This is a genomic window from Campylobacter showae (assembly GCF_963515975.1).
GTDB lineage: Bacteria > Campylobacterota > Campylobacteria > Campylobacterales > Campylobacteraceae > Campylobacter_A > Campylobacter_A showae_F.
Genome location: NZ_CAUPZM010000026.1, coordinates 1 through 25628, shown reverse-complemented (window position 1 = coordinate 25628; position 25628 = coordinate 1). Strand labels below are relative to the sequence as shown.

The 25628-nt window shown below is 44.6% G+C and carries 25 protein-coding genes, 1 tRNA gene and 1 pseudogene; 12 read left to right on the top strand and 15 right to left on the bottom strand.

Annotated features, from left to right (window positions below):
• Positions 1 to 319: 319 nt before the first annotated feature.
• The 10 genes from RWM02_RS09015 to mraY all read right to left on the bottom strand — a co-directional run bounded on the left by RWM02_RS09015 (position 320) and on the right by mraY (position 8620).
• On the bottom strand, positions 320 to 1375 hold the full coding sequence (locus tag RWM02_RS09015) for a hypothetical protein (protein ID WP_314071398.1): 1056 nt from the start codon (positions 1373 to 1375) through the stop codon (positions 320 to 322).
• Between the two features lie 2 nt (positions 1376 to 1377).
• On the bottom strand, positions 1378 to 2181 hold the full coding sequence (locus tag RWM02_RS09010; RefSeq protein WP_314071395.1) for a hypothetical protein: 804 nt from the start codon (positions 2179 to 2181) through the stop codon (positions 1378 to 1380).
• Complete coding sequence (locus tag RWM02_RS09005) at positions 2178 to 2582, bottom strand: hypothetical protein (protein ID WP_314071392.1); 405 nt, start codon at positions 2580 to 2582, stop codon at positions 2178 to 2180. The genes RWM02_RS09010 and RWM02_RS09005 overlap by 4 nt, the downstream gene beginning before the upstream one ends.
• 268 nt (positions 2583 to 2850) lie before the next feature.
• A complete protein-coding gene (locus RWM02_RS09000) occupies positions 2851 to 3120 on the bottom strand; it encodes a hypothetical protein (RefSeq protein ID WP_314071390.1) in 270 nt (89 codons plus the stop codon).
• Entirely contained in the window at positions 3098 to 3316 is a 219-nt protein-coding gene (locus RWM02_RS08995) for a helix-turn-helix transcriptional regulator (RefSeq protein WP_314071387.1), read from the bottom strand. Before RWM02_RS08995 ends, RWM02_RS09000 begins: the two co-directional genes overlap by 23 nt.
• Positions 3317 to 3542: 226 nt before the next feature.
• Positions 3543 to 4496 (bottom strand): hypothetical protein, encoded by a 954-nt coding sequence (locus tag RWM02_RS08990; RefSeq protein ID WP_314071384.1) that lies wholly within the window; start codon positions 4494 to 4496, stop codon positions 3543 to 3545.
• A gap of 2 nt (positions 4497 to 4498) precedes the next feature.
• Positions 4499 to 5743 carry a tyrosine-type recombinase/integrase gene (locus RWM02_RS08985; RefSeq protein ID WP_314071381.1) on the bottom strand — a complete coding sequence of 415 codons (1245 nt, stop codon included), beginning with the start codon at positions 5741 to 5743 and terminating at the stop codon, positions 4499 to 4501.
• A 252-nt stretch (positions 5744 to 5995) separates the two neighbouring features.
• A tRNA-Phe gene (locus tag RWM02_RS08980) sits at positions 5996 to 6071 on the bottom strand.
• A 143-nt stretch (positions 6072 to 6214) separates the two neighbouring features.
• The gene (gene murD, locus RWM02_RS08975) at positions 6215 to 7477 is read right to left on the bottom strand and encodes a UDP-N-acetylmuramoyl-L-alanine--D-glutamate ligase (RefSeq protein WP_314071378.1); all 1263 of its coding nucleotides are present in this window, start codon (positions 7475 to 7477) and stop codon (positions 6215 to 6217) included.
• Between the two features lie 78 nt (positions 7478 to 7555).
• Positions 7556 to 8620 (bottom strand): phospho-N-acetylmuramoyl-pentapeptide-transferase, encoded by a 1065-nt coding sequence (gene mraY, locus RWM02_RS08970; protein ID WP_314071375.1) that lies wholly within the window; start codon positions 8618 to 8620, stop codon positions 7556 to 7558.
• 79 nt (positions 8621 to 8699) lie between these two features.
• On the opposite strand from mraY, the gene gpmI reads away from it, so the two are divergent.
• From gpmI to RWM02_RS08940, 6 genes are all read left to right on the top strand, one after another.
• A complete protein-coding gene (gene gpmI, locus RWM02_RS08965; RefSeq protein ID WP_314071372.1) occupies positions 8700 to 10178 on the top strand; it encodes a 2,3-bisphosphoglycerate-independent phosphoglycerate mutase in 1479 nt (492 codons plus the stop codon).
• A gap of 226 nt (positions 10179 to 10404) precedes the next feature.
• A complete protein-coding gene (gene murC, locus RWM02_RS08960) occupies positions 10405 to 11748 on the top strand; it encodes a UDP-N-acetylmuramate--L-alanine ligase (protein ID WP_314071371.1) in 1344 nt (447 codons plus the stop codon).
• Complete coding sequence (locus RWM02_RS08955) at positions 11745 to 12092, top strand: hypothetical protein (protein WP_314071369.1); 348 nt, start codon at positions 11745 to 11747, stop codon at positions 12090 to 12092. The genes murC and RWM02_RS08955 overlap by 4 nt, the downstream gene beginning before the upstream one ends.
• A gap of 192 nt (positions 12093 to 12284) precedes the next feature.
• Positions 12285 to 14447, top strand: a complete 2163-nt coding sequence (locus RWM02_RS08950; RefSeq protein ID WP_462804024.1) for an endonuclease MutS2 — start codon at positions 12285 to 12287, stop codon at positions 14445 to 14447.
• 573 nt (positions 14448 to 15020) lie between these two features.
• A complete protein-coding gene (locus RWM02_RS08945) occupies positions 15021 to 15614 on the top strand; it encodes a LysE family transporter (RefSeq protein ID WP_314071363.1) in 594 nt (197 codons plus the stop codon).
• Between the two features lie 67 nt (positions 15615 to 15681).
• Entirely contained in the window at positions 15682 to 17601 is a 1920-nt protein-coding gene (locus tag RWM02_RS08940; protein WP_314071361.1) for an EAL domain-containing protein, read from the top strand.
• 462 nt (positions 17602 to 18063) lie between these two features.
• Here the strand turns inward: RWM02_RS08940 and hisG are convergent, their stop codons facing one another.
• The 5 genes from hisG to RWM02_RS08915 are packed head-to-tail and all read right to left on the bottom strand — an operon-like array spanning position 18064 to position 21184.
• Positions 18064 to 18672 (bottom strand): ATP phosphoribosyltransferase, encoded by a 609-nt coding sequence (gene hisG / locus RWM02_RS08935; RefSeq protein ID WP_314071358.1) that lies wholly within the window; start codon positions 18670 to 18672, stop codon positions 18064 to 18066.
• Positions 18666 to 19295: a type III pantothenate kinase gene (locus tag RWM02_RS08930; protein WP_314071355.1), complete on the bottom strand. Its 630-nt coding sequence runs from the start codon at positions 19293 to 19295 to the stop codon at positions 18666 to 18668. The genes hisG and RWM02_RS08930 overlap by 7 nt, the downstream gene beginning before the upstream one ends.
• Positions 19282 to 19614 carry a hypothetical protein gene (locus RWM02_RS08925; protein ID WP_314071352.1) on the bottom strand — a complete coding sequence of 111 codons (333 nt, stop codon included), beginning with the start codon at positions 19612 to 19614 and terminating at the stop codon, positions 19282 to 19284. The genes RWM02_RS08930 and RWM02_RS08925 overlap by 14 nt, the downstream gene beginning before the upstream one ends.
• Complete coding sequence (locus tag RWM02_RS08920) at positions 19611 to 20621, bottom strand: PQQ-binding-like beta-propeller repeat protein (RefSeq protein WP_314071350.1); 1011 nt, start codon at positions 20619 to 20621, stop codon at positions 19611 to 19613. Before RWM02_RS08920 ends, RWM02_RS08925 begins: the two co-directional genes overlap by 4 nt.
• Positions 20618 to 21184 carry a hypothetical protein gene (locus RWM02_RS08915; protein ID WP_314071347.1) on the bottom strand — a complete coding sequence of 189 codons (567 nt, stop codon included), beginning with the start codon at positions 21182 to 21184 and terminating at the stop codon, positions 20618 to 20620. Before RWM02_RS08915 ends, RWM02_RS08920 begins: the two co-directional genes overlap by 4 nt.
• Before the next feature lie 123 nt (positions 21185 to 21307).
• On the opposite strand from RWM02_RS08915, the gene gatC reads away from it, so the two are divergent.
• The 6 genes and pseudogenes from gatC to glyA all read left to right on the top strand — a co-directional run.
• On the top strand, positions 21308 to 21595 hold the full coding sequence (gene gatC, locus RWM02_RS08910) for an Asp-tRNA(Asn)/Glu-tRNA(Gln) amidotransferase subunit GatC (RefSeq protein WP_314071407.1): 288 nt from the start codon (positions 21308 to 21310) through the stop codon (positions 21593 to 21595).
• A 4-nt stretch (positions 21596 to 21599) separates the two neighbouring features.
• A complete protein-coding gene (locus RWM02_RS08905) occupies positions 21600 to 22682 on the top strand; it encodes a type IV pilus twitching motility protein PilT (protein ID WP_298085348.1) in 1083 nt (360 codons plus the stop codon).
• Positions 22682 to 23275, top strand: a complete 594-nt coding sequence (locus RWM02_RS08900) for a CvpA family protein (protein WP_002953515.1) — start codon at positions 22682 to 22684, stop codon at positions 23273 to 23275. The genes RWM02_RS08905 and RWM02_RS08900 overlap by 1 nt, the downstream gene beginning before the upstream one ends.
• Positions 23272 to 23745 (top strand): Fur family transcriptional regulator, encoded by a 474-nt coding sequence (locus tag RWM02_RS08895; RefSeq protein WP_171992834.1) that lies wholly within the window; start codon positions 23272 to 23274, stop codon positions 23743 to 23745. Before RWM02_RS08900 ends, RWM02_RS08895 begins: the two co-directional genes overlap by 4 nt.
• Entirely contained in the window at positions 23745 to 25247 is a 1503-nt protein-coding gene (gene lysS, locus RWM02_RS08890; protein WP_314071401.1) for a lysine--tRNA ligase, read from the top strand. The genes RWM02_RS08895 and lysS overlap by 1 nt, the downstream gene beginning before the upstream one ends.
• Positions 25247 to 25628 (top strand): annotated as a pseudogene (gene glyA, locus RWM02_RS08885) (serine hydroxymethyltransferase); the annotation flags it as partial. The gene lysS and the pseudogene glyA, both read left to right, overlap by 1 nt.

Below are 25628 nucleotides of genomic sequence, written 5' to 3'. Positions count from 1 at the left end.
CCTTTATCGGTTATTCTTTGAATTCGTATAGTGGTAGATAGTGGTACTAGGCACTACCACTATTTCGAGCCCCAAAATATCGCATTTGCTTCAATAGTGGTAATAGTGGTACTTTTCTATACTGCGAAGAAATTACCGCTAAAAAGAAAAAATAAAATAATTAAAACAAAGAAGAGAATTTTGTTTTTTATCTTAAAGGCTTCTTTTTCTTTAGCGTTTTACTACCACTGTTACCACTATGTTTTTAAAGCTCGTTCCTGTCGTTGTTCGATAGTGGTACTAGGCACTACCACTATCTACCACTGTTACCACTATGTTTTTAAATAAGCTTTACTAGCTTTTCTTTGCCTATTTTTTCAATCGTCCAAACGTCGCCGTCAAGTTCGTTTAAAATTTCCCTTGCCGTCTTGTCGTCTTTGCTTCGCCCTAGCTTTTGTAACAATTCACCTTGAGTTAGTCCGCCCTCGTTATCCTTTAAATTGACCTTGATTTGATTTACAAGGCTATTTCTTATGCTTGGGGTTTTGGTTTCTTCGTAACTCATCGGAGTAATTTTGCCTGTTGCGGTATTGAGCTTAAAAGCTTGATTTTCTTGCCTGTCTCTGCCTTTTTTAATCTCAAGGGAATAAAGTATCTCGTTTTCTCTTTTATCGGCGGTCAATCCCCACCTAGCGTCACTTAACGCTTCTATCATTTGAGACCCTAGAAATTCCTCAGCCTCGCCTTTTTTAACATGGGTGTTTATCCAAAATATCGCGCCTAACTCGGCAATGTTTCTTAGTAGTTGGTAAAATTTGGTTGTGGCTTCCGTGTCGGTTAGTTTCGGGCAAAAATTAACTAAGCTGTCAAGGATTATAAAAACTCCGTTAAAGTCGGACTTTTCTTTTAGTCCTATGGATAAAACCTCATCGATATTTTTAAACCCGGCATTGTAAAGTTCATCGGCTCTTACGTGTTGCCATATGCCCGTATTGACAAATGCCTTAATCGGCTCGCTTTGGTTACGTGAGCCGAATATCGACGTATTGCCGTCAAAATTAAAATGAATAACCCGTTTGATGACGCCTAAATTTAAAAGTTCTATTGCAAGGGCTACGGATAAAAACGTCTTGCCTATGCCGCTACGAGCCGAAACGGTATTAATACTGCCCTTGGCTAAAAAGCGTTGCGTATCTTTATATTCTAGCCACTGCGTTGTCTTGTCAAACTCGCTTAGAGGAGTTGATATTTTTGCCATTATGTCGCCAAAGTTTCGTTTTTTTACCTCATCGCTTTTTCTCATATCTGGCTTTATCGGAGTATTCTCATATACCGGCAGCGCTTTGGGTGCGTTGATAAAATCGTCGTCTGAAAAATTTAATAATCCGCCGTTCATTTTTAAACCCTCTCTTGTCTTGCTTTGATTTCGGTTTGCAACGCTTTTAAAAGCTCTTTGTGGTTATACTTGTCTGAGAGCTCCACGATTAAATCCCTTAGATCATACCCTTTGGGCTTGTCTTTAAACCTGACCTGGTAAAGATCGCCCCCTATGACCGGATAAAGAGCGTTAAAGCCGTTTTGACTAGGCTCGTCATTATCTACGAAGCAAATTACGCGCTTGCCTTTTAATCCCTCCAATATTTCGTCTTTTAAAGGGCTATACTCAAATTTGGATATTTCGCCCGCGTTTTGAAAACAAACGTAAGAGGCTTTTAGTATCTCAAATAGTCCGACCTCGCCTATACCCTCGGCTATGAATACCACGTCATCGGACTTATTAAAGCGATGAGGTATGAAGCCATTATTTGACCCTTTGGCTCTTATCCACTTTTTACCCTCGACAATATTACCGGCTTCGTCTCTTAGTCGTCTTGTGGCTATGGCTTGCGTTTTATCGCCGCTTTTTAAAATGATCGCCAGGCTTTGGTGTTTCGTGTTATAGCCTAGACATTCAATATCTCTTAGCTTCGCGCTGCACGCTCTTAGAAAATTGCACGGATAAAGATCATAAAGCTCGTCGGTTTGTTCCTGCGTGCATAAACTAACCCTTGTATAGGCGTTTAAATACGTCTCCCTTAGCTTTACGGCATATTGACTAAGGTCTATGCTATCCTTTACCTCGCTCGCTTCCTGGTAGCCCTCGCACGGTGCTAAATCCGGCTTATTCAAAGCTACGTTTTTAAAACTATCGATTGATTTCATTTCTCGGCCCTTAGTCTTTTGTAAAGCGGTTCGTAATGCGCTCCCAAAAAATTATTTAGCATTGTTTGCGCTAGCTTCAAATTTCCGGTTAATAGCTCTCTGTTGCTCTCGATGTTATGCAGCTCGTCTTGTGTCAATGGCTGGTAGCCACTTGTGCCTTTTAGCCGGTTATTCTCCTCTATGGTCGCGTCGGTTACCATATCCACTAAGTGTTTTTGAGTTTCAAGCTCTTGCAAGAATTCAATACTTTTGAAAATGAAATCTCTAAATATGCCCTCTTTGTCATTTGTAAAAATAAATTTTGCCGTCTCTTTGGCTTTGGCTACGTCTATTTTTACAAGCTCGGTTAATCCGTATTCATTAGCTCCAGTGTCTATTATCTTTTGTATCTCTTTTGTCATCACTCTACCCCTAAAGCATATTTGACTATTTGTAGGGCCTCTGCTTTCGAGTAGCCTACAATCTCGTTTAAAAAGGCGAATACGTCGCCGCCGAATGTTCCGCCGAAGTCTTTAATGTAGCCGTCTTTATCTATCGACGTGCTAGGCGTTCTCTCGTCTCTAATCTTAAATTTGTAAGTCCTGTCTATGCTGTTAACCGCAATTTATGATTATGCTTGCTACGGCGTCACGGTTTAGATAGGGCTTTAGCTCCTCATATTTTGACATCTTACACCTCATCGACATACTCGGCTATCGCTTCGGCTACTTTGTAGGCGTTTAAATACGCCTGCGCCTTTTTGCGATCTTTGATAAACCTCATCTTGCAATTAGTGCCGTTGGCTCTTTTGTGTGGTCTGCTATCGCTTATGCCTAGCTTCTCGAGTTCTACGAAGTATTGATTAGAGTTGCTTATATGAGCCACGTCTGAGGCTGTTACCTCGCCCCGGTCCAGCATTATCCTTATTAGGATTTGTTTATTCGTGCGTGCCTGTCTCATTGTCTCGCTCCGCATTCTTGCCGTTAAAGAATTGATCGCACTCTAAAGCGTCAAATAGGGTTACTCTCTCACCCACCTTTACAGGCTTTAGGTATCCTTTTTTAGTGTAATTCCAGATTGTGCTTTGACTTACCCCGTAAATCTTTGCCACCTCATAAGCTCTTAGCTTTTTTCTTTCGTGTGTAGTTTGTTTCATTGTATTGACCTTTATTTGTTTTTATTCAAGCTTGATGGGTGTATTGTTGCATAAATAAAAAAGTTAGCCAATGCCAAAAATATGGTAAATTTAAGGGGGGGGGTTTATCGTGAGAAAAAATAAGCTATTTTTGGGCTAATTATTCTCACGAAAAATAAGTTAATATTTTGCGGATTTTTTCCTGCGAAAAAAACAGCTATTTTTTGATGTTTTTTCCGCGAAGTTTTTAATTTTCGTCTTTTTCTTGTAGGGCAAAATAGCCGTCAGTTATCAAAGAGATAAAAAGCCCGTCATTTATCTCTTTTTTAATGCCTAGCCCAAAAACGTCGTTCAGTTCATACAAAAACTCATTAATAGGCTGTTTTTCCTCGTCGGTGATTCGATTTTTAAAAATTGACCTGTGAGCATATCCTGCCTCGCTAATAAATTGTAAAAAAGGAATAATAAGCTCCAGGGTAATATCATCTATTTCAATGCCTGTTATTTCTTGAAATGATAAGTGGCGTGCAGGTTCTATTATTTCCTCAATTTCTCCGTTTTCGTCCGTAATTTTTGTAAAGCCTAAATCAATATTAAAATATTTTTCTATTTTTTCGCCGTGTTCAAAATACCATTCGTCCCGAAAATCGCTGGTATCGTTTCGGTAAAATGCGTGAATATCTAATAACATCTCTGCTTTTTTATGGTCTAGCTTTATGTTTAGCCATTGTTCCGCTTTGCCCTTAGTACTATTTAGCGCCTTTCGAATATCTGCGCCCAGCTTGCTTTTGGCGTATTCTCCCTTTTTTTCTAGCATTAATAGCACGTCTAATATTATGTTTAATAGACTGTAATAAATTTGCTCTATTAAATTCAACTCATAATAGAAACTCCCAGCGAAATCGCCCTCAGTAGGACTTTCGCTTGAATGAATTAATATTAGGGGCGTATAATTTGAATAACGTGGCAAATTTATGATTTTATCGCCTTTAAAATCCGCCTCTTTAGCTTTCAAAAGTGGTAATTTGATTTTGTCGATAAAAGCGTCTGCGTAGTTATCAACGATAAAATAAACGTCTTTTTGCGCTTCCTCGCCGATAAAGCCCTTTACATCATTGCTATTAATAAAATTTAAAAAATCCTCTTTTATGCTCTTTTGTTGGGATTTTCTCTTATACCTTGTTTCGCTTAATCTCGCCATTGCTATTGCCTTTCATCTCTCAAATTTAGTATAAATTCACTCCACCACTCAAAAAGCCCCCTAAGCTCGTTTAAAAAGGTTGCTTTTTCGCTGTATGATAACTCCACCCTATCGCCGTGCAGGTGGTCTAACGCCTTATTGATCGCTTCAGTGCTGGTGTTGTGTTGCTCTCGGTAGTTGTAAACAGCTGTTTTAAATATGCCTCTAAAGCTATGAGCCGTTATTATCCGCCCTGTATCTCTATCGTAAAATTCAAACTCTTTAATGGTTTTTGTAGGGGTATCTTTGTGGATCGGGTTTTTGTAGCTCGTATTCATAAAAACATACGGGTAGGCTTTAAATTCTCGCTCCTGCTCCCTTAATATGCTAATAACCTCATCGCTTAGAGGCAAGATAAAAGCCCCCAGTGATTTATTCTTATTCTTTTGTAGCTCTCTTGGTATTGTTAAAAGTTTCTTGTCAAAATCCACGTATTCCCACTTTAAAAGCGTAAGCGGTGCGACCCTCAAAGGAATATGCATGGCAAATTTTAAAATGTTGCGCGTGCTAAGGAAAAACGGATAATCGTAAATTTTATTGACAAATGCCCTTAAGTCCTCTATCTCGGTAAGCTTGCCGTAATGCTCCGCCTCTTTATTTATGATGATCGCCTTTGCTTGGATATTCGAGATGATATTAAACGGCGTGTAGCCTTTTGTGGTGGCGTAATGAAATATGTTATTTAACAGCTGGTGCAGTATTTGCGCCGTTTGAGGCGTATCCTTGCCTATCTGCTCTAATATTTGCGCTATCTCGCCGTGATTTATGCTCTTAATAGCCCTATTGCCTATAAGAGGGGTAATATGATTGTTTATGCGGTTTGCTTTGGTTTGTAGCGTTTTTGGCAGCACTCGCATTTTTTCAAGCTCCAGCCACTCGTTAAATACTTTGCTAAACGTCTGCTTGTGGTCGCTTTGTCTTTGCTCTCTTACCTGCTTTTTATGCTCTTTCGGGCTTATGCCTTGCGATATTAGGTTTTTATACTCGGCTCTTAGCTCTCTTGCTCTTGCTAGGGTAATGTCCGGATAAAGTCCAAAGCCTGCGCTACACTTTTTGCCACTTGTCGGGTCTATGTAGTAAAATACCCATCTTTTCACGCCTTTAGAGGTAATAAGTATCGCTAAGCCTCCGCCGTCGGTCAATGAGTAGTCTTTTTCTTTCTTGATTGCTTTGCGTATTTGTGTGTCTTTTAAAATATCTATTGCCATTTTAGCCCCTAAAATACGATATTTAAAAGGGTTTTGGAACATTTGAGGTTTTTAAAAAACGGCACATTTTGGAACATTGGGGATTTTTTAGCTCACAAAAATGCTCTCAATGTTCCGTGAGTGTTCCAAAAATCTTTGGATTGCATTATATTTCATTGTAGCTTATTGGATTATAAATAGCTTAGAAATGCCGTATTTTAGGGCTTCTTTTGGTGTTGTTTGAATTGTATTATAGGGGATTAAATAATAGAATGGTGGTTAGAGGCAGAATCGAACTGCCGACACGCAGATTTTCAGTCTGCTGCTCTACCGACTGAGCTATCCAACCACGCTGTTAAAAAGAAATGTGATTTTAGCCACTTGATACTTAAATTTTGGTTAAATACGTAAAATTCGGCTATTTTTTAAAATATAAAATTCGCTTCAAAGACAGTCGCCTAAATTTAGCGGCTTTACGACGCATATATCGCGTCAAATTTTCAAATTTAAAATCGCTTTTTTAAATTCATCCCCGCGCTCTACGTAGCTGCTAAACTGATCGAGGCTCGCCGCAGCCGGACTTAAAAGCGCTATTTCGTCTAAGTTTTTGCTGTTTGCGCTAGTTTTAGCGACCCCGTCAAATTTGAAGCGTTTATCTATCTCGCCGACTGCGACGTTTAAAAATTCGCATTTTACGGCAGGGATTTTAAACTCAGCCGCAAGCCTCATTAGCTTGTCCGTATTTGAGCCGATAGCGTAAATTTGCGCCCTAGCTCCGCGCAAGGCCTCAAAAAGCGGCCGCATATCTACGCCCTTATCGTCGCCGCCTAAAATCAAATGCAAAAACTTGCCCTCATATCGCTTTACGGCCTGGATGCTCGCGTCGATGTTGGTCGCTTTCGTGTCGTTAACCCACGTTCTGCCATGCGCATCGCGAAACTCTTCGAGCTTATTGCCCTCGATGACAAAGCCGTTTAAAAGCTCTACGTCGCACCTATCAAGCAAAATTTTTTGGATAGTAAGCGCCAAAAGAGCGTCCATTAAAAATGGCGTCTTAAAGGCGATATCGCTTAAATTTACACCGCAAAACCGGGTCAAATCCGCCTCGTTTTCGTAGCTTATCACCTTTGCTTTAGTAGGCGTCTGGGCGTAAATTTTAGGCAGGATCGCGACCGCATTTTCGCTCATCATCGCTAGCGGCTTTAGCTTGGCACGCTCATACTGGACAAAATCGCCGTGCCAGCTGAGGTGATCTGGCGTGATAGGCAAAAGCGCGTAGATGCCGGGCGTCGCGGCATTTGTGTAGTGCATCGTAAAGGAGCTGGTCTCGAGCACCCAAATTTTGGCGTTTGGGTCGAGGTCTGCGAGCGGAACTCCGACGTTGCCGCCCATTACCGAGCCGTAGCGCACCAGCAGGTGCTGCGTCATCTTTGTCGTCGTGGTTTTGCCGTTCGTGCCGCTAATCCAGACGGCAAAGGGCATTTTGGCGCCATAAATTTTGTAAAAATAGTCGTACTCGCTGATGAGATTTTGCGCTTTTTTAACCAGCTCGTGGCTCGGCGGAAAGCCGGGGCTAGGGATCTCTAGGCTGCTTTTTTCGGGTATGAAAAGATTTGGCGGCAGTAGGGCGTTGCCCCATTCGTCGCTTGAAATCTCGCTAAATTTATCGTCGTAGATGTCCCAGTCGCCCTCTTTGCTGAAGTTTTTCGCGATCGCGCGCGTCGTACCACCGTAGCCAAATAGCGATTTTCTCATTTTCTCCCCTTTGCCCCTAAAATTTGCGTTTCTCATCCGTGCTAAGATCGGCTTTTCGCCGTTTTACTCGCTCTAAATTTACCTGATTTTTAGAGCGGTCATGGCGATCAAATTTGCCAAAACGGCGATGAGCCAAAATCTCACGATGATTTTATTTTCTACCCAGCCCTTTATCTCAAAATGATGGTGTATCGGCGCCATGAGAAAAATTCTCTTTTTAAAAATTTTAAAGCTTCCGACCTGCAAAATCACGCTCAAGGTCTCCATAACAAAGACGAAACCGATGATGATGAGCAGGATCTCGTTTTTCGTCATCACGCCCATAAGCCCGATATATCCGCCTACGCTCAGGCTTCCGCTATCGCCCATGAAAACCTCGGCCGGATGGCAGTTAAACCACAAAAATCCCATCAGTGAGCCGATTAGAGCGGCGGCCACTACGACCGTCTCGCCCACGCCCGCGATCTTGGGTAAAAGTAAATACGAACTAAAGACCGCGTGTCCGCAGATGTAGGCAAACACGCCCAAAGTCAGTAGCGAAAATACCGCAGGCACCGTAGCTAGCCCGTCTAGGCCGTCGGTTAAATTTACTGCATTTGAGGCTGCGACGATGACGAGCGTCCAAAAGGCCACCGCAAAAACGCCTAGATCAAGCACGGGAAATTTATAAAACGGTAGATAAAATTTGCTCCCCAGCTCGCCTTGCAAATACAGCATCGAAGAAACTGCAAAGGCGATCAAAATTTGCACCGCAAGCTTGGCTTTGGGGCTTAGTCCGTCGTGGTTTTTGCCGCCTGAAATTTTGCGGTAGTCGTCCTTAAACCCAAGCGCCGTAAAGCCCGCAAGACAGATAAGCGAGGCGAAGACGAAAACATTATCTAATCTCGCGCAGATCACGCTCGCCGCAAGCGCCGCTCCGATAAAAACCAGCCCGCCCATCGTCGGCGTTTTGGCCTTTTTTTGGTGCGTTTGCGGAGCTAGCTCGTAGATGGGCTGGGCGGCGTTTTTGGCCTTTGCCCACGCGATAAATTTAGGCAGCGCCCAAATGGTCAAGCAAAATGCGATGAAAAACGAAAAGCCCGCGCGAACGGTGATGTATTGAAAGATATTAAAATTTAACAGTTCATAAATATAGTAAAACATAAAAGCCTTTATTTTAAAAAAGGCTAATTTTAGTATAATGCCGTTAAAAAATATCTAAATTTAAGGCAAAAATTTAAAAATGGCTCAAAAAACGATTTTGGTGATAACTGATGGCATCGGATATAACGAAAGTAGCGAATTTAACGCATTTGCGGCGGCAAAAAAGCCCACATACGACTGGCTGTTTAAAAACGTCCCAAACGCGCTCATAAAAACCTCTGGCCTAGCAGTGGGCTTGCCTGAGGGACAGATGGGAAACAGCGAGGTTGGGCACATGTGTATCGGCAGCGGGCGGGTTTTGTATCAAAATTTGGTAAAAATTTCGCTTGGTTTTGAAAACGGCTCGCTGGCTAAAAGCGAAAAGCTTTTAAATTTGTTTAAAACTTGCAAGCGCGTCCATGTCGTCGGGCTTTACAGCGACGGCGGCGTGCATTCGCACATGAACCACTTTGACGCGATGTGTTCCCTTGCGGTCGCAAACGGCTGCGAGGTATGCGCTCACGCTATAACCGACGGTCGCGACGTAGGCCCAAAAAGCGGGCTGGCTTTCATAAAATCGCTGCAAGAAAAGGCGCAAAATAAAGGCTTTAAGCTAGCTAGCGTTAGCGGTAGGTTTTACGCGATGGACCGCGACAAGCGCTGGGAGCGCGTGAAAACGGCCTACGATGCGATGACGCGCGGAGAAAACGGGCAAACTATCTCACCGCTAGAGTACATCATGCAAAGCTACGAGGCGGGCGTGACGGACGAGTTTATCGTGCCGGCTAGCTTTGGGGATTTCGGCGGTATCGGCGAAGACGACGGCGTGATATTTATAAACTTTAGAAACGACCGCGTGCGCGAGATTGCAGCGGCTTTGGGCGATGAAAATTTTAGCGAATTTGCGCGCCCTTTTGTCGTTAAAAATCTACTCACGATGACCGAATACGACGCAAATTTCGCTTTTCCCGTATTATTTGAAAACGAAAAGCTAAAAAATACCCTTGCCGAGGTCGTCGCAAACGCGGGCCTAACGCAGCTGCACACCGCCGAGACCGAGAAATACGCGCACGTGACGTTTTTCTTTAACGGCGGTGTCGAGGAGCTCGCCGAAAACGAAACGAGGGTGCTCGTGCCAAGCCCCAAGGTCAAAACCTACGACGAAAAGCCCGAAATGAGTGCGCAGGCCGTGTGCGAAGCGGTGCTAAAAGGCATGGAAGACGGGCAGGATCTTATCGTGGTAAATTTCGCAAACGGCGATATGGTCGGGCATACGGGCGAATTTGACGCGGCGGTAAAGGCGGTCGAGGCCGTGGACGCGGCGCTGGGACGCATAGTGGCAAAGGTCAAGGAGAAAAACTACGCGCTAATCATCACGAGCGACCACGGCAACTGCGAGCAGATGAAGGACGCGCAGGGTAATCTGCTAACTAACCACACGACTTTTGACGTATTTTGCTTCGTGATGGGCGAGGGCGTAAAGGCGGTAAAAGCGGGCGGTCTAAACAATATCGCCGCGAGCGTTTTGGCGCTGATGGGCATCGAAAAACCCGCCGAGATGGACGAGGTGCTGTTTTAAATTTAACCCGTTTTTGAAGCTTAATTTTATATCAACGACCCGCCGAGGCTTAAATTTAAAGCGGGCTCGTGCTTTATATGGCGGGTCAAATTTGAATCTAAATTCAAACTCCGCCGCGTCCTAAGCGCCGCCGTAAAACCGCTAAAATCTATACAAATTTCATCTTTTCAGCATCCCAAAATTTCATTTTCGCTAAAATCGCCCTAATAAATTTAAGGGAAAATCAATGGAAAATTCAAGTCAAAAAAATTTCAAAATCGAGCGTAAAAAAGTCCATTTTATCGGTATCGGCGGCATCGGCATCTCGGCGATCGCGCGGTTTTTGCACGAAAAAGGCTTCATCATCAGCGGTAGCGATATAAAAGAAAGTCCGACCACGCGCGAGCTAGCCGCGCAGGGCATAGACGTCATCACGCCGCACAGCAAGGCCGCGATCAAGGATCAGGACTTCGTCATCTACTCGGCCGCGATAAAACCCGATAACGTCGAACTCGTCGAAGCGCGAAGTAAAGGCTTGCAGTGCCTATCGCGCAAAGAGGCTCTGCCGATGGTGCTTGAGGGCAAGCGCGTGTTTTCGGTGGCGGGCGCGCACGGCAAAAGCACGACCTCGGCGATGCTCTCTAGCCTCGTGGAGGGCTCGGTCATCATCGGCGCGATCGCTAAGCAGTTTGGCTCAAATATGAAATACGAGCCTTGCGACAACGTCATTTTCGAAGCCGACGAGAGCGATAGTAGCTTTCTTAACTCAAACCCGTATCTAGCCGTCGTGACTAACGCCGAGCCCGAGCATATGGAGCATTACGGCTATGATTTGGAGAAATTTCACGCGGCGTATCGAGGCTTTTTGGAGCGAGCCAAGGTGCGCGTGATAAACGCCGAGGACGAGTTTTTGGGTACGCTAAAGCTTGATGCCGTGCGCCTTTATCCAAGCGTGGATATCACCGAGCTTAGTATGATCGTGCGCGATTTCGTGCCTTATACTGCGTTTAATCTAAAAAATTTAGGCAAATTTGAAGTACTGGGCATGGGCGAGCACATCGCGGTGGATGCGTCGCTAGCCATACTTGCGGCGCTAAACGAAACTTCTCTAGCGCAAATCAGGCAAAATTTGCTAAATTTTAAAGGTATCAAAAAGCGCTTCGATATCCTAACCGCGAGCAGGAAATTCGTACTCATCGACGACTACGCGCACCATCCGACCGAGATCAGGGCTACGCTGCAATCGGTCTTTGAGTACGCCAAACTGCTGGGCATCACTAAGATCACGGCGATCTTTCAGCCGCACAGATTTACGCGCCTAAGCGCAAATTTGCAGGGCTTTAAAGAGTGCTTTGAGGGCATAGACGAGCTAGTTATCCTGCCTGTTTACGCCGCGGGCGAGACGCCGATAGATATAAATTTAAAAGAGGAGTTTAAACGCTACAATCCCGTGATGACGCAAAAAGTCGCGCGCGAGGGCGAGGGGATCGTCTTTACAGACGAGTTTGGCGTGAAAAACCTGCTTGATGACGGGCTAGTTATAGGATTTGGCGCGGGCGACATCACCTATCAGCTAAGAGGCGACGCATGAGGGTCATAATCGTACTTTTAGGCGTGCTTGCCGCGATCGCGATATTTAGCGTGAGCGACGAGAAGCTAAGCAAAAAGGCGAAATTTATCATCACTTTTTCGGCGGTTTTTATCGCGGCGGCGCTGTATTTTTACGAGAGCACCCTGCAAAGCGAGCAGAGTAAAAGGCTAGAGCTAGTCGCGCTTTTTAATCAAGGCAAAACCCTAAAATGCGGAAATTTTGACGTAAATAACACTAAATTTAACTACGAGTTCGGTACGTCCTCCTTCGTCGCAAAACGCGCGGCAAAGGAGCTAAACAGCGTCAAGATCGCGCTTGAGGGCTGCGAATTTAAAGGCGAATAATTGCGTAATTTTAAAGATAATCAAAATTTGACTAAAAGCGGCGCTTGGGAAACAAACGGGCGTGAAGATAACGTCTCGCGCGAGCAAAGAAACGGCGATATTTCGGACGCCGCGGCGCACCGCGAGCAAAAAGAATTTACAAATGCGGAAGGCTTTGAGCGGCTTATAAAAATTTTAGATTTGCAAGGCTATATGGAGAGGTTTAACTCCTTTTTAGCGCGCCCTAAGCCGCTTTTTATGGCGGGCGACAGTAGGTTGCATTATGAGAAAATTTTAGAACTCTCGCAAAAGCAGTTTGACCCGCCAGCACCGGCTCAAAACCTAGACGACGCGCTTATGCGCCTTAGCAAACAAGCCACGCTGCACGTGAGCGAGATTTTTGAATTTGCTAAGATAATTAGCTATTTTACCTACCTAAAAACGCTCAAATTTGAGGGTAAGCTAGGCGAGTGGCTCGCTAAAATCGAGATCCCGCAGCCGATGCTAAAGCTCGCAAATTCATTTGACAAAAACGGCGAGCTAAAAGACGAAGTAGACGAGCGTCTGGGCGGTATCAGAGACGCGTTTAGCGCCAAAAGAGCGCAAATAGACGCCGATCTGCGCCGCCTCATCTACTCAAAATCTATCACGCCCTATCTCGTCGATACGCAGGTGCACTACATCAGCTCGGTCGAGGCGCTGCTCGTGCGAGGCGGGTTTAACCACGTGCTAAAGGGCGCGGTCGTGGCTAGAAGCTCGGGCGGCTACTTCTACGTTGCGCCCGAAAACATCCAAAAACTCAAAAAAGAGCAAAGCGAACTGCTGGATAAAAAAGAGCAGATCGTCTATGAGCACTGCAAAATTTTTAGCTCCTCGATGCACAGGGGCTTGCCGTTTCTGAAATTTATAAACGGCGCGTTTGACGTATTTGACGCCTACTGCGCGCGAGTTTTTACGGCTAAAAGCGCGGATTTTGAGTTCGTGCTGCCAAGCGGAGGGTCAAATTTAAAGCTGGCAAATTTTGCCCATCCCGCGCTAAAAAATCCAAAAAGCATCAGCATCGACTTTAGTAAAAAGGTGCTGTTAATCACCGGCGTAAACGCGGGCGGTAAATCGATGCTGCTAAAATCGCTGATAGCGGCTGCGTTTCTAGCTAAATACCTGCTGCCGATGCGCATAAACGCGCAAAATTCGCAGATTGGAAATTTCAAGGAATTTGACGCCATCATCGAGGATCCGCAAAACGTGAAAAACGACATCTCGACCTTTGCCGGGCGCATGGTGCATTTTTCTAAGCTTTTTACGAAGAAAAATCTGCTCATCGGAGTCGATGAGATAGAGCTGGGAACGGACTTTGAGGAGGCGGCGAGTCTATACGGCGTGATGATCGAGAGGCTAATGAGTCAGGATATCAAGATGATCATCACCACCCACCACAAGCGCCTTGCGATGCTACTAGCTAAAAACCCCGACGTAGAGCTAGTTGCGGCACTTTACGACGAGGAAAACTCGCGGCCTAAATTTGAGTTTTTAAAAGGCACGATCGGCAAATCATACGCCTTTGAGACTGCGGCTAGATACGGCATCGCGGCAAATTTGGTCGCGCAGGCGAAAAAAATCTACGGCGAAGACAAAGAAAATCTAAACGAAATCATCACAAAGACGTTAAATTTAGAGGTGCAGCTCAAAGAAAAACTCGAAAGCGCCGAGAAAAAAGAGCAAAAATTAGACTCGCTAATCGAAAATTTAAAAGAGCAAAAAGAGCGAGCCGAGGCCGAGCAGCACGAGGTTATAACGCGGCTGGAGCGGGAGTATTTTAAGGCGATAAACGAGGCTAGGCGAGCGATAAATCTAGACGATACCAAAGAAAAACAGCGCGCCCTAAACCGCGCAAACGAGGCTAAACGCGCCGTGCAAAAACCAGAAACCTCCGCCGCACCCGAGCTAAAAGTAGGCGACCGCGTCAAATACGGCAAGATCAAAGGCGTCGTGGCAAGCCTTAGCAAAAATGACGCCGTGATACAAACCGACAACGTGAGTATGCGCGTGCCGATAAACCAGCTAAAAATCAGCGGCGAAACGCCCGCCCCGCCTAAGAAATCGGGCATAAATCTAAGCGTGCAAAAGCCGCAAAACGCCAGCGTCACGCTCGATCTACATGGCCTGCGCGCGGACGAAGCGGTGCAAAAACTGGATAAATTTATCTCAGATAGCCTAGTGATGGGCTTTGACGAGGTGCAGGTGTATCACGGCATCGGCACGGGCAAGCTCGCCTACGCGGTCAAAAACTTCTTGCGCGAACATCCGAGCGTGAAGGAGTTTTTTGATGCGCCGGCGGGGCAGGGGGGATTTGGAGCGCAGATAGTAAGGCTGTAAATTTGCCTTGCTGCGGCTTGTCTCGCGAGCGCTTTTCCGAGATTTCGCAAAATTTTCGCTCCGCAGGCTATATGCCTAGCGCACGCTCAATTTTGCTTCTTCTGCTTGCAGCTGCGAGCTTGCGAAGCAGAAAACTCGAAAAATCATCTCGCGATACTTCGCCTTATCGTTTTACGCTCAAATTTGAAGTCAAATTTAGCTAAAATTTCAAATTTGAGTCGCCGAGACCTACACCTTTAAGATGCTAAATTTGATTTGGTTGAATTAACCTTATGAACTAAACTTTTTATGCAAGTAAATTTTTGTTAAGGGGGAAGGGGCTTGAATTACGAAGTCGCTCCCTTCCCCCTTAACGATCCCCCCAACCCCTACGACGTGAGATGTTGCTGCACTTCGTGCAGGTTTAAATTTGCATTTTAAAGGCATGGGTCTCGGCGAGTAAAATTCTAAATTCCCAAGTCAAATTTGCGTGTTCCGTTAAAAATTAAATCCGCCTTTCTCATTAAATTTAGCAACCTCAAAATCTCTCAAATTTAGGTAAAATCCAAAATACAAAAATCAAAAAGGATGAAGATGAACGCGTTTTTGCAAGGGTTGCTGCTGGGTTTTAGCGCGGCGGTACCGCTGGGACCCGTAAACGTGATGATAATGAGCGCTGCGATAAGGTCGTTTTGGTCGGCGTTTGCCATCGGGCTCGGCGCTATGAGCGCGGACGCTGCGTATCTGCTGCTTTTGGCGTTTGGCTTGCTTGAGTATTTGCAGGGCGAAACGGTAGAAAAAATCATCGGGATTTTTGGATTTTGCTACCTGGCCTACACCTCCTACGCCATCTTTAAAAATGCCAATAGGCCGGTAACGGCGGATGTGCAGGGCGGTGAAGTAAAATTTAGCAAAAACTACGCAAAAGGCCTTTTCGTCACGCTTGCAAATCCGTACACCGTCGGATTTTGGCTTAGCGTGGCCGGTTTTGCCAAAAGCTTTGAAAATGCGGGCGCGGTCGTGGCTGGGCTAGTCGCGGCGATATTTATCTGGATCGTTTCTATGCCGTTTGCTTTGCATAAGAGCGCCAAATTTATCTCACAAAACGTCGCAAAATGGCTAAACTACGTATGCTCGGCCATTTTACTAGGGTTTGCCTTCTTTTTACTTTATAAATTATTTTTATAAATTAGAGTTTTTATAATTAACTTAAGTAAATAATGATAAAATGACAACAAATTTTTAGAGAAGTTTAATGCAAAATTTTGATATTAAAAAATCGATGACTCAGTTCATCGTCCTACCGATCGCCGTGCTCGTGATCTGCTCGTTTCTGGTAATATCTTTTATATTTTATAATAAATTTCAGGACTCGACTAACTACCCGTCAAACGTAACCGTTAACGAGAAGGCCGAGGCCTTTATGAACATAATTCAAATCATATATAAAAACATAGCAAAAGGCGATATAAAGGAGTTTCAGCGCTACTCTGAGGCTACTAAGGCCGTGCCGTCTTGGATATTTAAACAAGCGGGCGAAAAAGGCGAACTCCTAGTCCTAGCTAGCTCGCAGCATCCAAATTTGATAGGCGAGGTTTTACCGTATAAATTTTGCGAGATGGACGGCAAAGCTCATGTAAATTTGAAACAAAACGGCGTATATAAGCGCATAAATCTAATCCAGGACAACAAGGCTGAGGTTTGCTATTTTAAGAAAATGGGCGACGTGATCCTTGGCTACAACATGATTCACAACGTCAAAATTTCAGGCTTGGACGATCCGCTTTTTGGAGAGTGGTTTATCGTAAATATGAAAAATACGTTCATCGTGACAGGCGTTATGGCGTTCATTTGTATTTTTCAGTATTTTCTCTTTTATAGGGGTATCCGCGATAATCAAATTTCGCTAGTAAAAAGCAACGAAAAGCTCCTAGAAAAAAATGCTGAAATGCAAAAGCGCCTTTATATCGACGATCTTACCGGCTTGCCAAATAAAGTAGCTCTGGAGCGCGACACGGCAGAGATGAAAAATCCTAAGGTCATCGTTATGGATATCGACGAATTTAGAAAGATGAATAACTATTTCGGTGCCTCGGTTTGCGATCAAATTTTGATAAAAATGACGGAAGTTTCTCAAAAATTTGCCGAGGATAACGGCATGGCCGTTTACCGCGTCGGACCAGATCAGTTCGCGCTGGTCGAGGATGCAGAGCTCTTTATCGATAGATACGAGGATCTGGCAAACGAACTTTTAGATAACATCAAAGGCCTAGTCATCGACGTGATAGCCGAGGACGGCGAACAAAGCGAGATCGAGATCCACTGTACGGTGGGCTTTGCGCTAGATGAATCAGACACGCTTAAAAAGGCGATGACGGCGCTTGAGTTTGCTAAGCAAAGCGGTAAGGATTATTTTTGCTACTTTAAAAACATCGACGATACGCCGCAATACGCCGAGCAAATCACTCGCTCAAATATGATACGAAACGCCATCATAAACGACAAGATCGTGCCGTTTTATCAGCCGATATTTAATAAAGAAAAGCGAATCGTAAAGTATGAAACGCTAATCCGTATCCAAAACAGTAACGAAATCATCTCTCCAAGCGTCTTTTTGGAGGTTTCAAAGCGCATCAAACGCTACACCGATATCGAAAAAATGCTGATCGAAAAAAGCTTTAAGCTAATCGCCGAGAGGCCTGATGCGATGATCTCGATAAATTTATCCGGACGCGATATGACCGACGGCGACGTGAGCGTGTTTATCATCGAGAAAATGAACAAATACAAAGTCGCCGGACGAGTGATATTTGAGATCTTGGAAGATGAAAATATCGAAAACATCGAGCGCATCGGAGTATTTATCGACCGCGTGCGCAGGATGGGCGCAAAGATCGCTATAGACGACTTTGGCTCGGGATACAGCAACTTCTCGTATATCCTAAAACTAAAGCCCGACTATATCAAAATCGACGGCTCAATCATCAAAAATATCGACACGAACGAGGACTCCCGCGTGATAACGGGCGCCATCATCGCATTTGCCAAGAAGCTTGATATCACGGTGATCGCCGAATTCGTCCGCTCAAAAGAGGTCTATGATACTTGCGTGGAGCTTGGCGTGGACGAGTTTCAGGGCTTTTATCTGGGCGAGCCTAGCGATAGCCTGCGCTAAACCGGGCTTTGGAGTTTATTAAATTTAATTCTTACAAATAGTCGTAAATGCGGAGCGGCTTAAATTTAATCTCTAAATTTGGCGAGGAATTTGAGCTGCTGACGGCGAATTTAATTTAACTCGATGCGTTTGCAAATTTGACTCGGAATAAAAATTAGCTCACTTGGCGAATCTAACCCTTAAGATACTAGCGAACGGGAAAGATAGCGTTGGCGTTGGCGTTGCGTTTGAAGTATTTAAATTTATGTTGCGCTATGTTCTTATTTAATCTAGTATTCGCTCGTCTGCAATAAAATAGCGGGCGCAACTCAATCAATTACGCGTTAGCCTCAAATTTCGTTCAATTTACGGAGTGACTAAGTCGCGGCAATAAATTTTGTGATCGGCGTAAGTCGGCAAGCCTCGCACCAAACGAGGCGCAAGCGATGTTTATTTTTATATATGGCGTAAGTAAAATTTAGCTTAAATTTGCGCCTTGATCTTTTTGTAAAGAGATAAAATTTCGTCTTTTTTGATGATAAAGCTATTTTTGTTTGCGATAAGGTGCGCAGAGCTATGCATGATGGTCTCGGCGACTCTTAGTCCGTTTTGCTTCATCGTCGCACCTGTTTCCACGACGTCCACGATAGCGTCGGCTAGCCCGACCAGCGGTGCTAGCTCGATCGAGCCGTATAGTTTGATGATCTTTAGCGCGGTGGCCTTTGCGGCGAAATAGTTGCGCGAGATGTGCGGCATTTTGGTGGCGATCTTTAGCTCGGGAGCGTTTAAATTTAGCTCCTCGCCCTCTTTGATACCCACGCAGACGCGGCATTTGCCGATTTTTAGATCAAGTAGGCGCACGACGTCGGGGCGATGCTCATCAAGTACGTCAAGGCCCACCACGCCGATATCTGCAGCGCCGTTTACGACATAGGTCGGGATATCTTGGTTGCGAACCATTAGAAATTTAAAATCGCCCTCGCTCATCAGCAGTTTTCTGTCCTCAAATTCAAACGAGCTTTGAAAAATTTTTCTAAAAATTGCAAGCGTTTCGTCGGCGATGCGGCCTTTTGGCAAAGCAACCGTTAGCATAAGATGTCCTTTTTTTGTTCGATTAGTTTTTGCATCCCGCGAAATACGAGCATGCGGTCGTAGATACTAGTGGCAAAAAATCGCGATAAAAACTCGCCGTCGCCGCCCGTGAAGTATATTTTCGAGCCGTTTGCCATATTTTCTATTAGAAGCAGGATCGGCTTGATGACGCCGTAGCTCACGGCATCGGCCGTTTTTTGCGGGAGTGCATCGAGGTCGATTTGCGAGTTTAGCGAGATCTTTAGTCTCGGCGAGATCGCTTCGTAGGTCTTTAAAACGTGCGAGATACCCGGCATTATCGCGCCGCCAAGATGCATCGAGTTCATCATTACGTCCATCGTTATGGCACTGCCGGCGTCGATTATGAGGCCGTTTTTTACCGCGTAGCAGCTAGCGATACGGTCGATACCTAGGCCGTTGTAGATAGTGTCCAGCTCAAAATACGGCTCTAAATTTACGAATTTGGGCAAATTTTGTAGCCTTTTAGTCGCTTCGTCGTTTACGCTGATAAAATAAATCTTCTCGTCGCTTTTAAAATCTTTAAAATTTTCTAGCTTGATTTTGGTGATTTTGCCGTTTTCAAAAAAGGTGGCGTTAGTGTTGCCTACGTCACATAGAGTCATGTTTGTAGCCGTTTTCTTTCATCAAATTTGCGGTTTTCGAGCAGACGTCCGAACTATAAAAAATAGCTTTTTTCTTAAAATTTATACCCGTTTGATCGGCGATTTTGTTAGCTATTTCATCAATCGCTTCAAATTCTTTGCTTAAAAATCTAGCCTTTGCGCTACGGAAAAACAAAAGCGTATAAAATCCCTTGATATCGACGCCCGTAAGCGCGGCAAGGGTCTTTTTTTTAGTAAATTTATCAAGCTCCACCCAGCTTAGATTTTTTAAGATAATCTTTTTGGCTTCCAGAACTTGATAAATTTCTTGCTTCGTCATTTAAGCTCTAAGCTGTAATCGTCGTAGTAAAATTCTTTCGCGCCGGCGAAAATTTGGCTCTCGACCTCGTCTGAAAGCTCGTAAATTTTGGCATTGTCAAGCGCCAGATCGGTCTTGATGAGATAGCCTGTTTTTTCCATTATGTAAAGCGAGCCGTTGTAGACGGTGGCGCTTGAAAAGATGGCAAATTTAAACTCCGCGTCTTTGATCTTTTGTAAATTTAGATCGCTAAGCACGATTTTGCCGTCTTTTAGTAGGATATATACGTATTCGCCGTTTATGACGATGTCTTTTATCTCGCCGTTATAGTAAACCGTTTTTTCGGGGTTTATCGAGACGATACGCTTGCCGGTGGCCGCTATCATCGTATCGTTTACGACGTTTAGAGATATGATGTTGTTAAAAAACTGTTCGCTGCTCACGACGACGTCGCGTAAAATTCGGCCTTGGTTTTTATCTACTATCATAATCTTGCCGTCAAGCGTAGGGAAGATGACGAGCGAGCTCATGAAAAACGGCGCTGCGACACGGGAGTCTTGTGCGTAAACGCTTGAGCTCTCAAACTCGAGCAAAGTATCGTTTGTCGCGATGTCGATGAGGTATATGACGTTGCCCGCGCTTAAAAGTGCTAGCTTATCTCCCTCAAGCGCTGCCGAAACGATAGCTTCGTTAAGTTTTTTCTGAAATAAAATCTCGTTTGAGCCGTTTGCTACGATCAAATTTCCGTCCAAATCGGAGCTGATAAATTTACCGTCGGCTGAATTTAGCAAGGTTGCGCCCTTTGGCAACTTTATCTCCGGCGAGAGTAGGCCGTTTTTGGTTATGGCCATGCCGTTTTTTAGCACCGCTCCGTTTAGGCTTGCCGTCGCGATGCTGGCAGGCAGTCTGTTTTCTGAAATTTTTTCATTTTGTACATCGGTCGGCTCGAAATACTGCCTTTTCGTGCTGCATCCGCCAAGCACCGCGATGCAAAGCGCGGCCGCTAAAATAGCTTGAAATTTTCTCATTTTGCGTTTCCTTGATAGTGTTCTAAATTTTTGACGATGGATTGTAGCTGTGAATTTAACGGAACTTTCTTAAATTCGTTTTTCGCCTCGTCGATTTTATTTTCTTTCATCAGCTCGTAGCCTCTAATAACCGCCTTATACGAGCTTAAAATTTGACCGCTAGGCTCGTTTATCTGAGACTTTACGATATCTTTTAAAAGGGGGTCGATCTGTTCGTTTGCTAGCGACTTTAGCGCATTTGTGTCGTTGTTGTCAACCGCTCTTTTAAACTCGTAAAGCGCGTAAAGTGAAGGGTCTTTTTGCTTTAGCTCGGCTTTTGCCTGTTCGTCTTTCGGATTTAGTATTAGTTTTGCGTAAGCGGCGTTTGCGGCTCTAAATTCTTTTTCTTTTAATGCGCCGTTTATATAGTATCCCGCCGCGCCGATGACACCCAAAACGACCGCGCCGATAATAATTTTTTTATATTTTTTAAAAAATCTTTCGCTTTTTATTATGTTTTCTAAAAACTGTTCCTGAGTATTTAACTCTTCCTTTATAGAATCAATATCATCTTTGATAGCCAAGTTTTTTCCTTAAATTTAAGTTATTGAAAGTTCGTAATTGTAGCATAATAAATATAAAACAGCATAAAAATCAAGGCAAATTGTGTTATAATGCGGGGAAATTTAAAAATTTGGCGAGGTTTTATGCAGATAGATGATAAGTTATTAACCAAACTTGAAAAGCTTAGTTCGCTCAAAGTCGAGAGCGATAAGCGAAGGGAAATCGAAGGTCAGCTCAGTGAAATTTTGAGCTTCGCGGGAATACTAGATGAGCTTGATCTAAGCGCTTCTAGGGCGGTAGTAAGCTCTATAGAGGGCGGAACTCCGCTAAGAGAAGACGTAAGCGTGAGCTCGGACGTGATAGAAACTATACTAAAAAACGCTCCGATGAGTAGCGGGCACTTCTTCGTCGTACCAAAAATCATAGAGTAGAAAAATGGAAGAAATCGAAAAATTTAACACCAGTCTTGAAATACTGCTAAAAACCGTCGTTCACAACAAGGCCAGTGACTTGCACATCGTATCAAGAAGCGAACCGCAAATCAGAATAGACGGCACATTAAGACCTCTAGAGCTCGGAGTTTTGAGCGGACACGACATACAAGATATCTGCTATGCGCTCATAACCGACGTACAAAAAAGCGAACTGGAAGAAAACAGAGAGCTTGACTTTGCGATAGAGCTTCCTGGCGTCGGACGCTTCAGAGGCAACTACTACTATACGATGAACGGCGATTTGGCTGCCGCATTTCGTATCATCCCGACCGAGATCCCTTCGCTAGACGATCTTAAAGCGCCTAATATCTTTAAAGAAGTCGTAAAGCGCGAAAAAGGAATGATACTAGTTACCGGCCCGACGGGTAGCGGTAAATCCACTACGCTTGCGGCTATGCTAAACGAGATAAATTTGACCGAAAGAAAGCACATAATCACGATCGAAGATCCTGTGGAGTTCGTGCATACGAATAAAAAATCTCTTTTCTCTCACAGAAATATCGGTACAGATACGCAGTCTTACGCTAGAGCGCTTAAATTTGCCCTCCGTGAAGACCCGGATATCATCCTGGTGGGCGAGATGAGAGATAGGGAGACGATATCGACCGCTATCACGGCTGCGGAGACGGGTCACCTCGTATTTGCGACCTTGCACACAAACTCGGCCATCCAGACCATCAACCGTATCATAGATAGCTTTGAGGGCGGCGAGCAGCTTCAAGTGCGAAATATGCTCTCCGTTTCGCTAACTGCGGTTATCTCTCAAGCCTTGCTTCCAAAAATCGGCAGCGGACGACTTGCGGTTCATGAAATTTTGATAAACAACGCCGCTATCGCAAACCTTATCCGCGAAAATAAGGTACATCAAATTTACTCTCAAATGCAGCTAAATCAGCAAATGACCGGCATGACTACTCAAACGCAAGCTCTCATGAAGGCTATCAAGGCAAATCAGATAACTAAAGAGATGGCGATGAGATACTCTACGAGCCAGCAAGAGCTGGGCGGATTGTTGGGTATGTAATGGATTTTGTTACATTATTTGACGTAGTCGTCGTTTCGCTTGTTTTGATACTGGGCATAAAAGGCGTAATAAGCGGACTAATAAAGGAAATTTTCGGCCTTATCGGCCTTATCGGCGGTATCGTCGTAGCTAGTAGATTCGGCGCTAGGGTCGGCACTCTAATAAGCGATAATATCTATAAGATAGAGGGCGATTCTGTTCTGTTTTTCGCCGGATTTTTGGCGACGCTTATCGTGTTTTGGGTGCTTTGCCTAGGTATCGGCGCCTTTTTGTCGAAGCTAATCGGACTAAGCGGACTTGGATTTTTAGATAAACTGGGCGGATTTATCATCGGAAGCGCCAAAATTTTCCTAGTTTTTGCGGTTTTGATAGTGACCATTTCAAACATTCAAGTCTTAAATAACAAAATAGAACCGTATTTTAGAGGAAGTAAGCTGTATCCGATCTTGCTGGATACGGGCAAATGGATAATGAACGTGGATGTAAAAGGCATAGCAAGCGGCGTGGGGAATATCGAGACGCCGTTTGACGCCTCTATGCAGGAGCAAAGGCCAAATTTAGAGATAAATTCGACGATTAAGGAGTACAAATAATGATTGAGAATTTAGAATACGACGCGCTTCTTGAGAAATTTAAAAAAATTTTGAGAGATAATGGGCTAAAATACACGCAACAGCGAGAAGTTCTACTAAAGACGCTCTACAACAACGACGAGCACTTTACTCCGGAGAGACTTTATTTTTTTATTAAAGAGACCTATCCTGACTTAAACGTCGGTATCGCGACCGTTTATAGGACACTAAATTTACTCGAAGAAGCCGAGATGGTAACCTCTATCAGCTTTGGTTCGCAAGGTAAAAAATTCGAGCTCGCAACCAAGCCTCACCACGATCACATGATATGCCGCAGATGCGGAACTATCATCGAATTTGAAGACGCAACAATAGAAAAAAGACAAGCAAATATTGCAAAAGAGCACGGCTTTAAGCTAACCGGACACATGATGCAGCTTTACGGAGTGTGCAAAGAGTGCAATGCCAAAGAGGCAAAGGGCGGCAAGTGATATTTGAAAATCAACTGGAGATCCAGAGGCTAGAGACTGCAAACGAGCTAAGAGATGCCGGTATAAATCCATATCCGCACTTTTTGCGCCGCGATATGGATATAACTAAATTTAGGCTCAAATTTAAACATATAATAGACACCGAAGAAAAGAGTGCCGAAGGCCAGCTAGTAAGCCTAGCCGGACGGGTTAAGCTCATCAGGGATGCGGGCAAGGCGATATTTGCCAACATCGAGGATGAGGACGGCAATCTTCAAATTTATTTTAGCAACAAGACGCTTGATCCGGATTGGTTTAAGGTTGTAAAGAAAAATATCGAAGTAGGCGACATCATATATGTGCGCGGGTATGCTTTCGTCACGCGAACGGGCGAATTCTCTATGCACGTTAGCGAACTAACTTTAGCATCAAAGGCTATTTCGCCGCTTCCGGAGAAATTTCACGGACTAACGGATATCGAGACCAGATATCGCCAGAGATACCTCGATATGATAATGAATCCGGAGGTTAGGGCTGATTTTAAACGCCGCTCGGTTATCGTTAGTACGATCCGCAGATTTTTCGAAGATAAGGGCTTTTTGGAGGTCGAGACTCCTATGATGCACCCGATCCCTGGCGGAGCTAACGCTAAGCCTTTCGTAACCTTTCACAACGCGCTTGGCGTGGAGAGATTTTTGCGCATTGCGCCAGAGCTTTATCTAAAGCGTCTCATCGTGGGCGGCTTTGACGCCGTTTACGAGATGAATAGAAATTTCCGCAACGAGGGTATGGACCTAACGCATAATCCCGAATTTACAAGCATCGAGTTTTACTGGGCGTGGCACACTTATCACGATTTGATGGGGCTAACCGAGGAGCTATTTAACGTGCTTCTCGATAAACTAGATATGTCTAAAATCATCGAATTTGACGGTATGCAGATCGATTTTAGCAAGCCGTTTAAACGAATAAGCTACAAAAAAGCGCTCGTAGAAATCGGCGGACTAGACGAGGCGATCATCGGCGATAAGGATAAAATTTTAGCCAAGCTAAAAGCGGACGGCTTTGAGGCAAACGCTAAACTTGATTTGGGGCATTTGCAGGCCGAACTTTTCGATAACTACGTAGAGAGCAAACTAACCGATCCGACCTTTATCATCGACTATCCGATCTCTATTAGCCCGCTTTCTCGCAGAAGCGACTCAAATCCAGATATCGCCGAGAGATTTGAGCTGTTTATCGCTGGACGCGAGCTAGCTAACGGCTTTAACGAGCTAAACGACCCGATCGATCAATACGGCCGTTTCGCTTCGCAGATCGAAGCCAAAAACGCCGGCGACGACGAAGCTCACGAGATGGACGAGGACTATGTGAGGGCTCTTGGCTATGCGATGCCGCCGACGGCCGGGCAGGGCATCGGCATAGATAGGCTCGTGATGCTACTAACCAATAAAAAATCCATCCGCGACGTGGTGCTTTTCCCTGCGATGAGACCGCAAAAAAACGAAACCAAGGAGAATTAATGAGTTTGCAAAGTTACGATAAAGAAATTTTTGATTTAGTAAATTTAGAACTAAAACGCCAATGCGACCACCTCGAGATGATCGCGAGTGAAAATTTTACCTATCCTGAAGTAATGGAAGTAATGGGCTCGGTTCTAACTAATAAGTACGCAGAAGGCTATCCTGGCAAACGCTACTATGGCGGCTGCGAATACGTCGATCAGATCGAGCAACTAGCGATCGATCGCTGCAAAGAGCTTTTTGGCTGCGAATTTGCAAACGTACAGCCAAACTCAGGCTCGCAGGCGAACCAGGGCGTTTACGGCGCGCTTTTAAATCCTGGGGACAAAATTTTAGGCATGGATCTAAGCCACGGCGGACACCTAACTCACGGCGCAAAGG

Coding starts and splice junctions, on each gene's coding strand:
- RWM02_RS09000 (WP_314071390.1), bottom strand. CDS start 3,120: ATGAGACAGGCACGCACGAATAAACAAATCCTAATAAGGATAATGCTG.
- RWM02_RS08955 (WP_314071369.1), top strand. CDS start 11,745: ATGAGGGTCATAATCGTACTTTTAGGCGTGCTTGCCGCGATCGCGATA.
- gpmI (WP_314071372.1), top strand. CDS start 8,700: ATGGCTCAAAAAACGATTTTGGTGATAACTGATGGCATCGGATATAAC.
- RWM02_RS08930 (WP_314071355.1), bottom strand. CDS start 19,295: ATGACTCTATGTGACGTAGGCAACACTAACGCCACCTTTTTTGAAAAC.
- gatC (WP_314071407.1), top strand. CDS start 21,308: ATGCAGATAGATGATAAGTTATTAACCAAACTTGAAAAGCTTAGTTCG.
- RWM02_RS09010 (WP_314071395.1), bottom strand. CDS start 2,181: ATGAAATCAATCGATAGTTTTAAAAACGTAGCTTTGAATAAGCCGGAT.
- RWM02_RS08985 (WP_314071381.1), bottom strand. CDS start 5,743: ATGGCAATAGATATTTTAAAAGACACACAAATACGCAAAGCAATCAAG.
- RWM02_RS08905 (WP_298085348.1), top strand. CDS start 21,600: ATGGAAGAAATCGAAAAATTTAACACCAGTCTTGAAATACTGCTAAAA.
- murD (WP_314071378.1), bottom strand. CDS start 7,477: ATGAGAAAATCGCTATTTGGCTACGGTGGTACGACGCGCGCGATCGCG.
- RWM02_RS08920 (WP_314071350.1), bottom strand. CDS start 20,621: ATGAGAAAATTTCAAGCTATTTTAGCGGCCGCGCTTTGCATCGCGGTG.
- RWM02_RS08990 (WP_314071384.1), bottom strand. CDS start 4,496: ATGGCGAGATTAAGCGAAACAAGGTATAAGAGAAAATCCCAACAAAAG.
- RWM02_RS08940 (WP_314071361.1), top strand. CDS start 15,682: ATGCAAAATTTTGATATTAAAAAATCGATGACTCAGTTCATCGTCCTA.
- murC (WP_314071371.1), top strand. CDS start 10,405: ATGGAAAATTCAAGTCAAAAAAATTTCAAAATCGAGCGTAAAAAAGTC.
- RWM02_RS08995 (WP_314071387.1), bottom strand. CDS start 3,316: ATGAAACAAACTACACACGAAAGAAAAAAGCTAAGAGCTTATGAGGTG.
- RWM02_RS08900 (WP_002953515.1), top strand. CDS start 22,682: ATGGATTTTGTTACATTATTTGACGTAGTCGTCGTTTCGCTTGTTTTG.
- hisG (WP_314071358.1), bottom strand. CDS start 18,672: ATGCTAACGGTTGCTTTGCCAAAAGGCCGCATCGCCGACGAAACGCTT.
- RWM02_RS08945 (WP_314071363.1), top strand. CDS start 15,021: ATGAACGCGTTTTTGCAAGGGTTGCTGCTGGGTTTTAGCGCGGCGGTA.
- RWM02_RS08950 (WP_462804024.1), top strand. CDS start 12,285: ATGGAGAGGTTTAACTCCTTTTTAGCGCGCCCTAAGCCGCTTTTTATG.
- RWM02_RS09005 (WP_314071392.1), bottom strand. CDS start 2,582: ATGACAAAAGAGATACAAAAGATAATAGACACTGGAGCTAATGAATAC.
- RWM02_RS09015 (WP_314071398.1), bottom strand. CDS start 1,375: ATGAACGGCGGATTATTAAATTTTTCAGACGACGATTTTATCAACGCA.
- RWM02_RS08925 (WP_314071352.1), bottom strand. CDS start 19,614: ATGACGAAGCAAGAAATTTATCAAGTTCTGGAAGCCAAAAAGATTATC.
- mraY (WP_314071375.1), bottom strand. CDS start 8,620: ATGTTTTACTATATTTATGAACTGTTAAATTTTAATATCTTTCAATAC.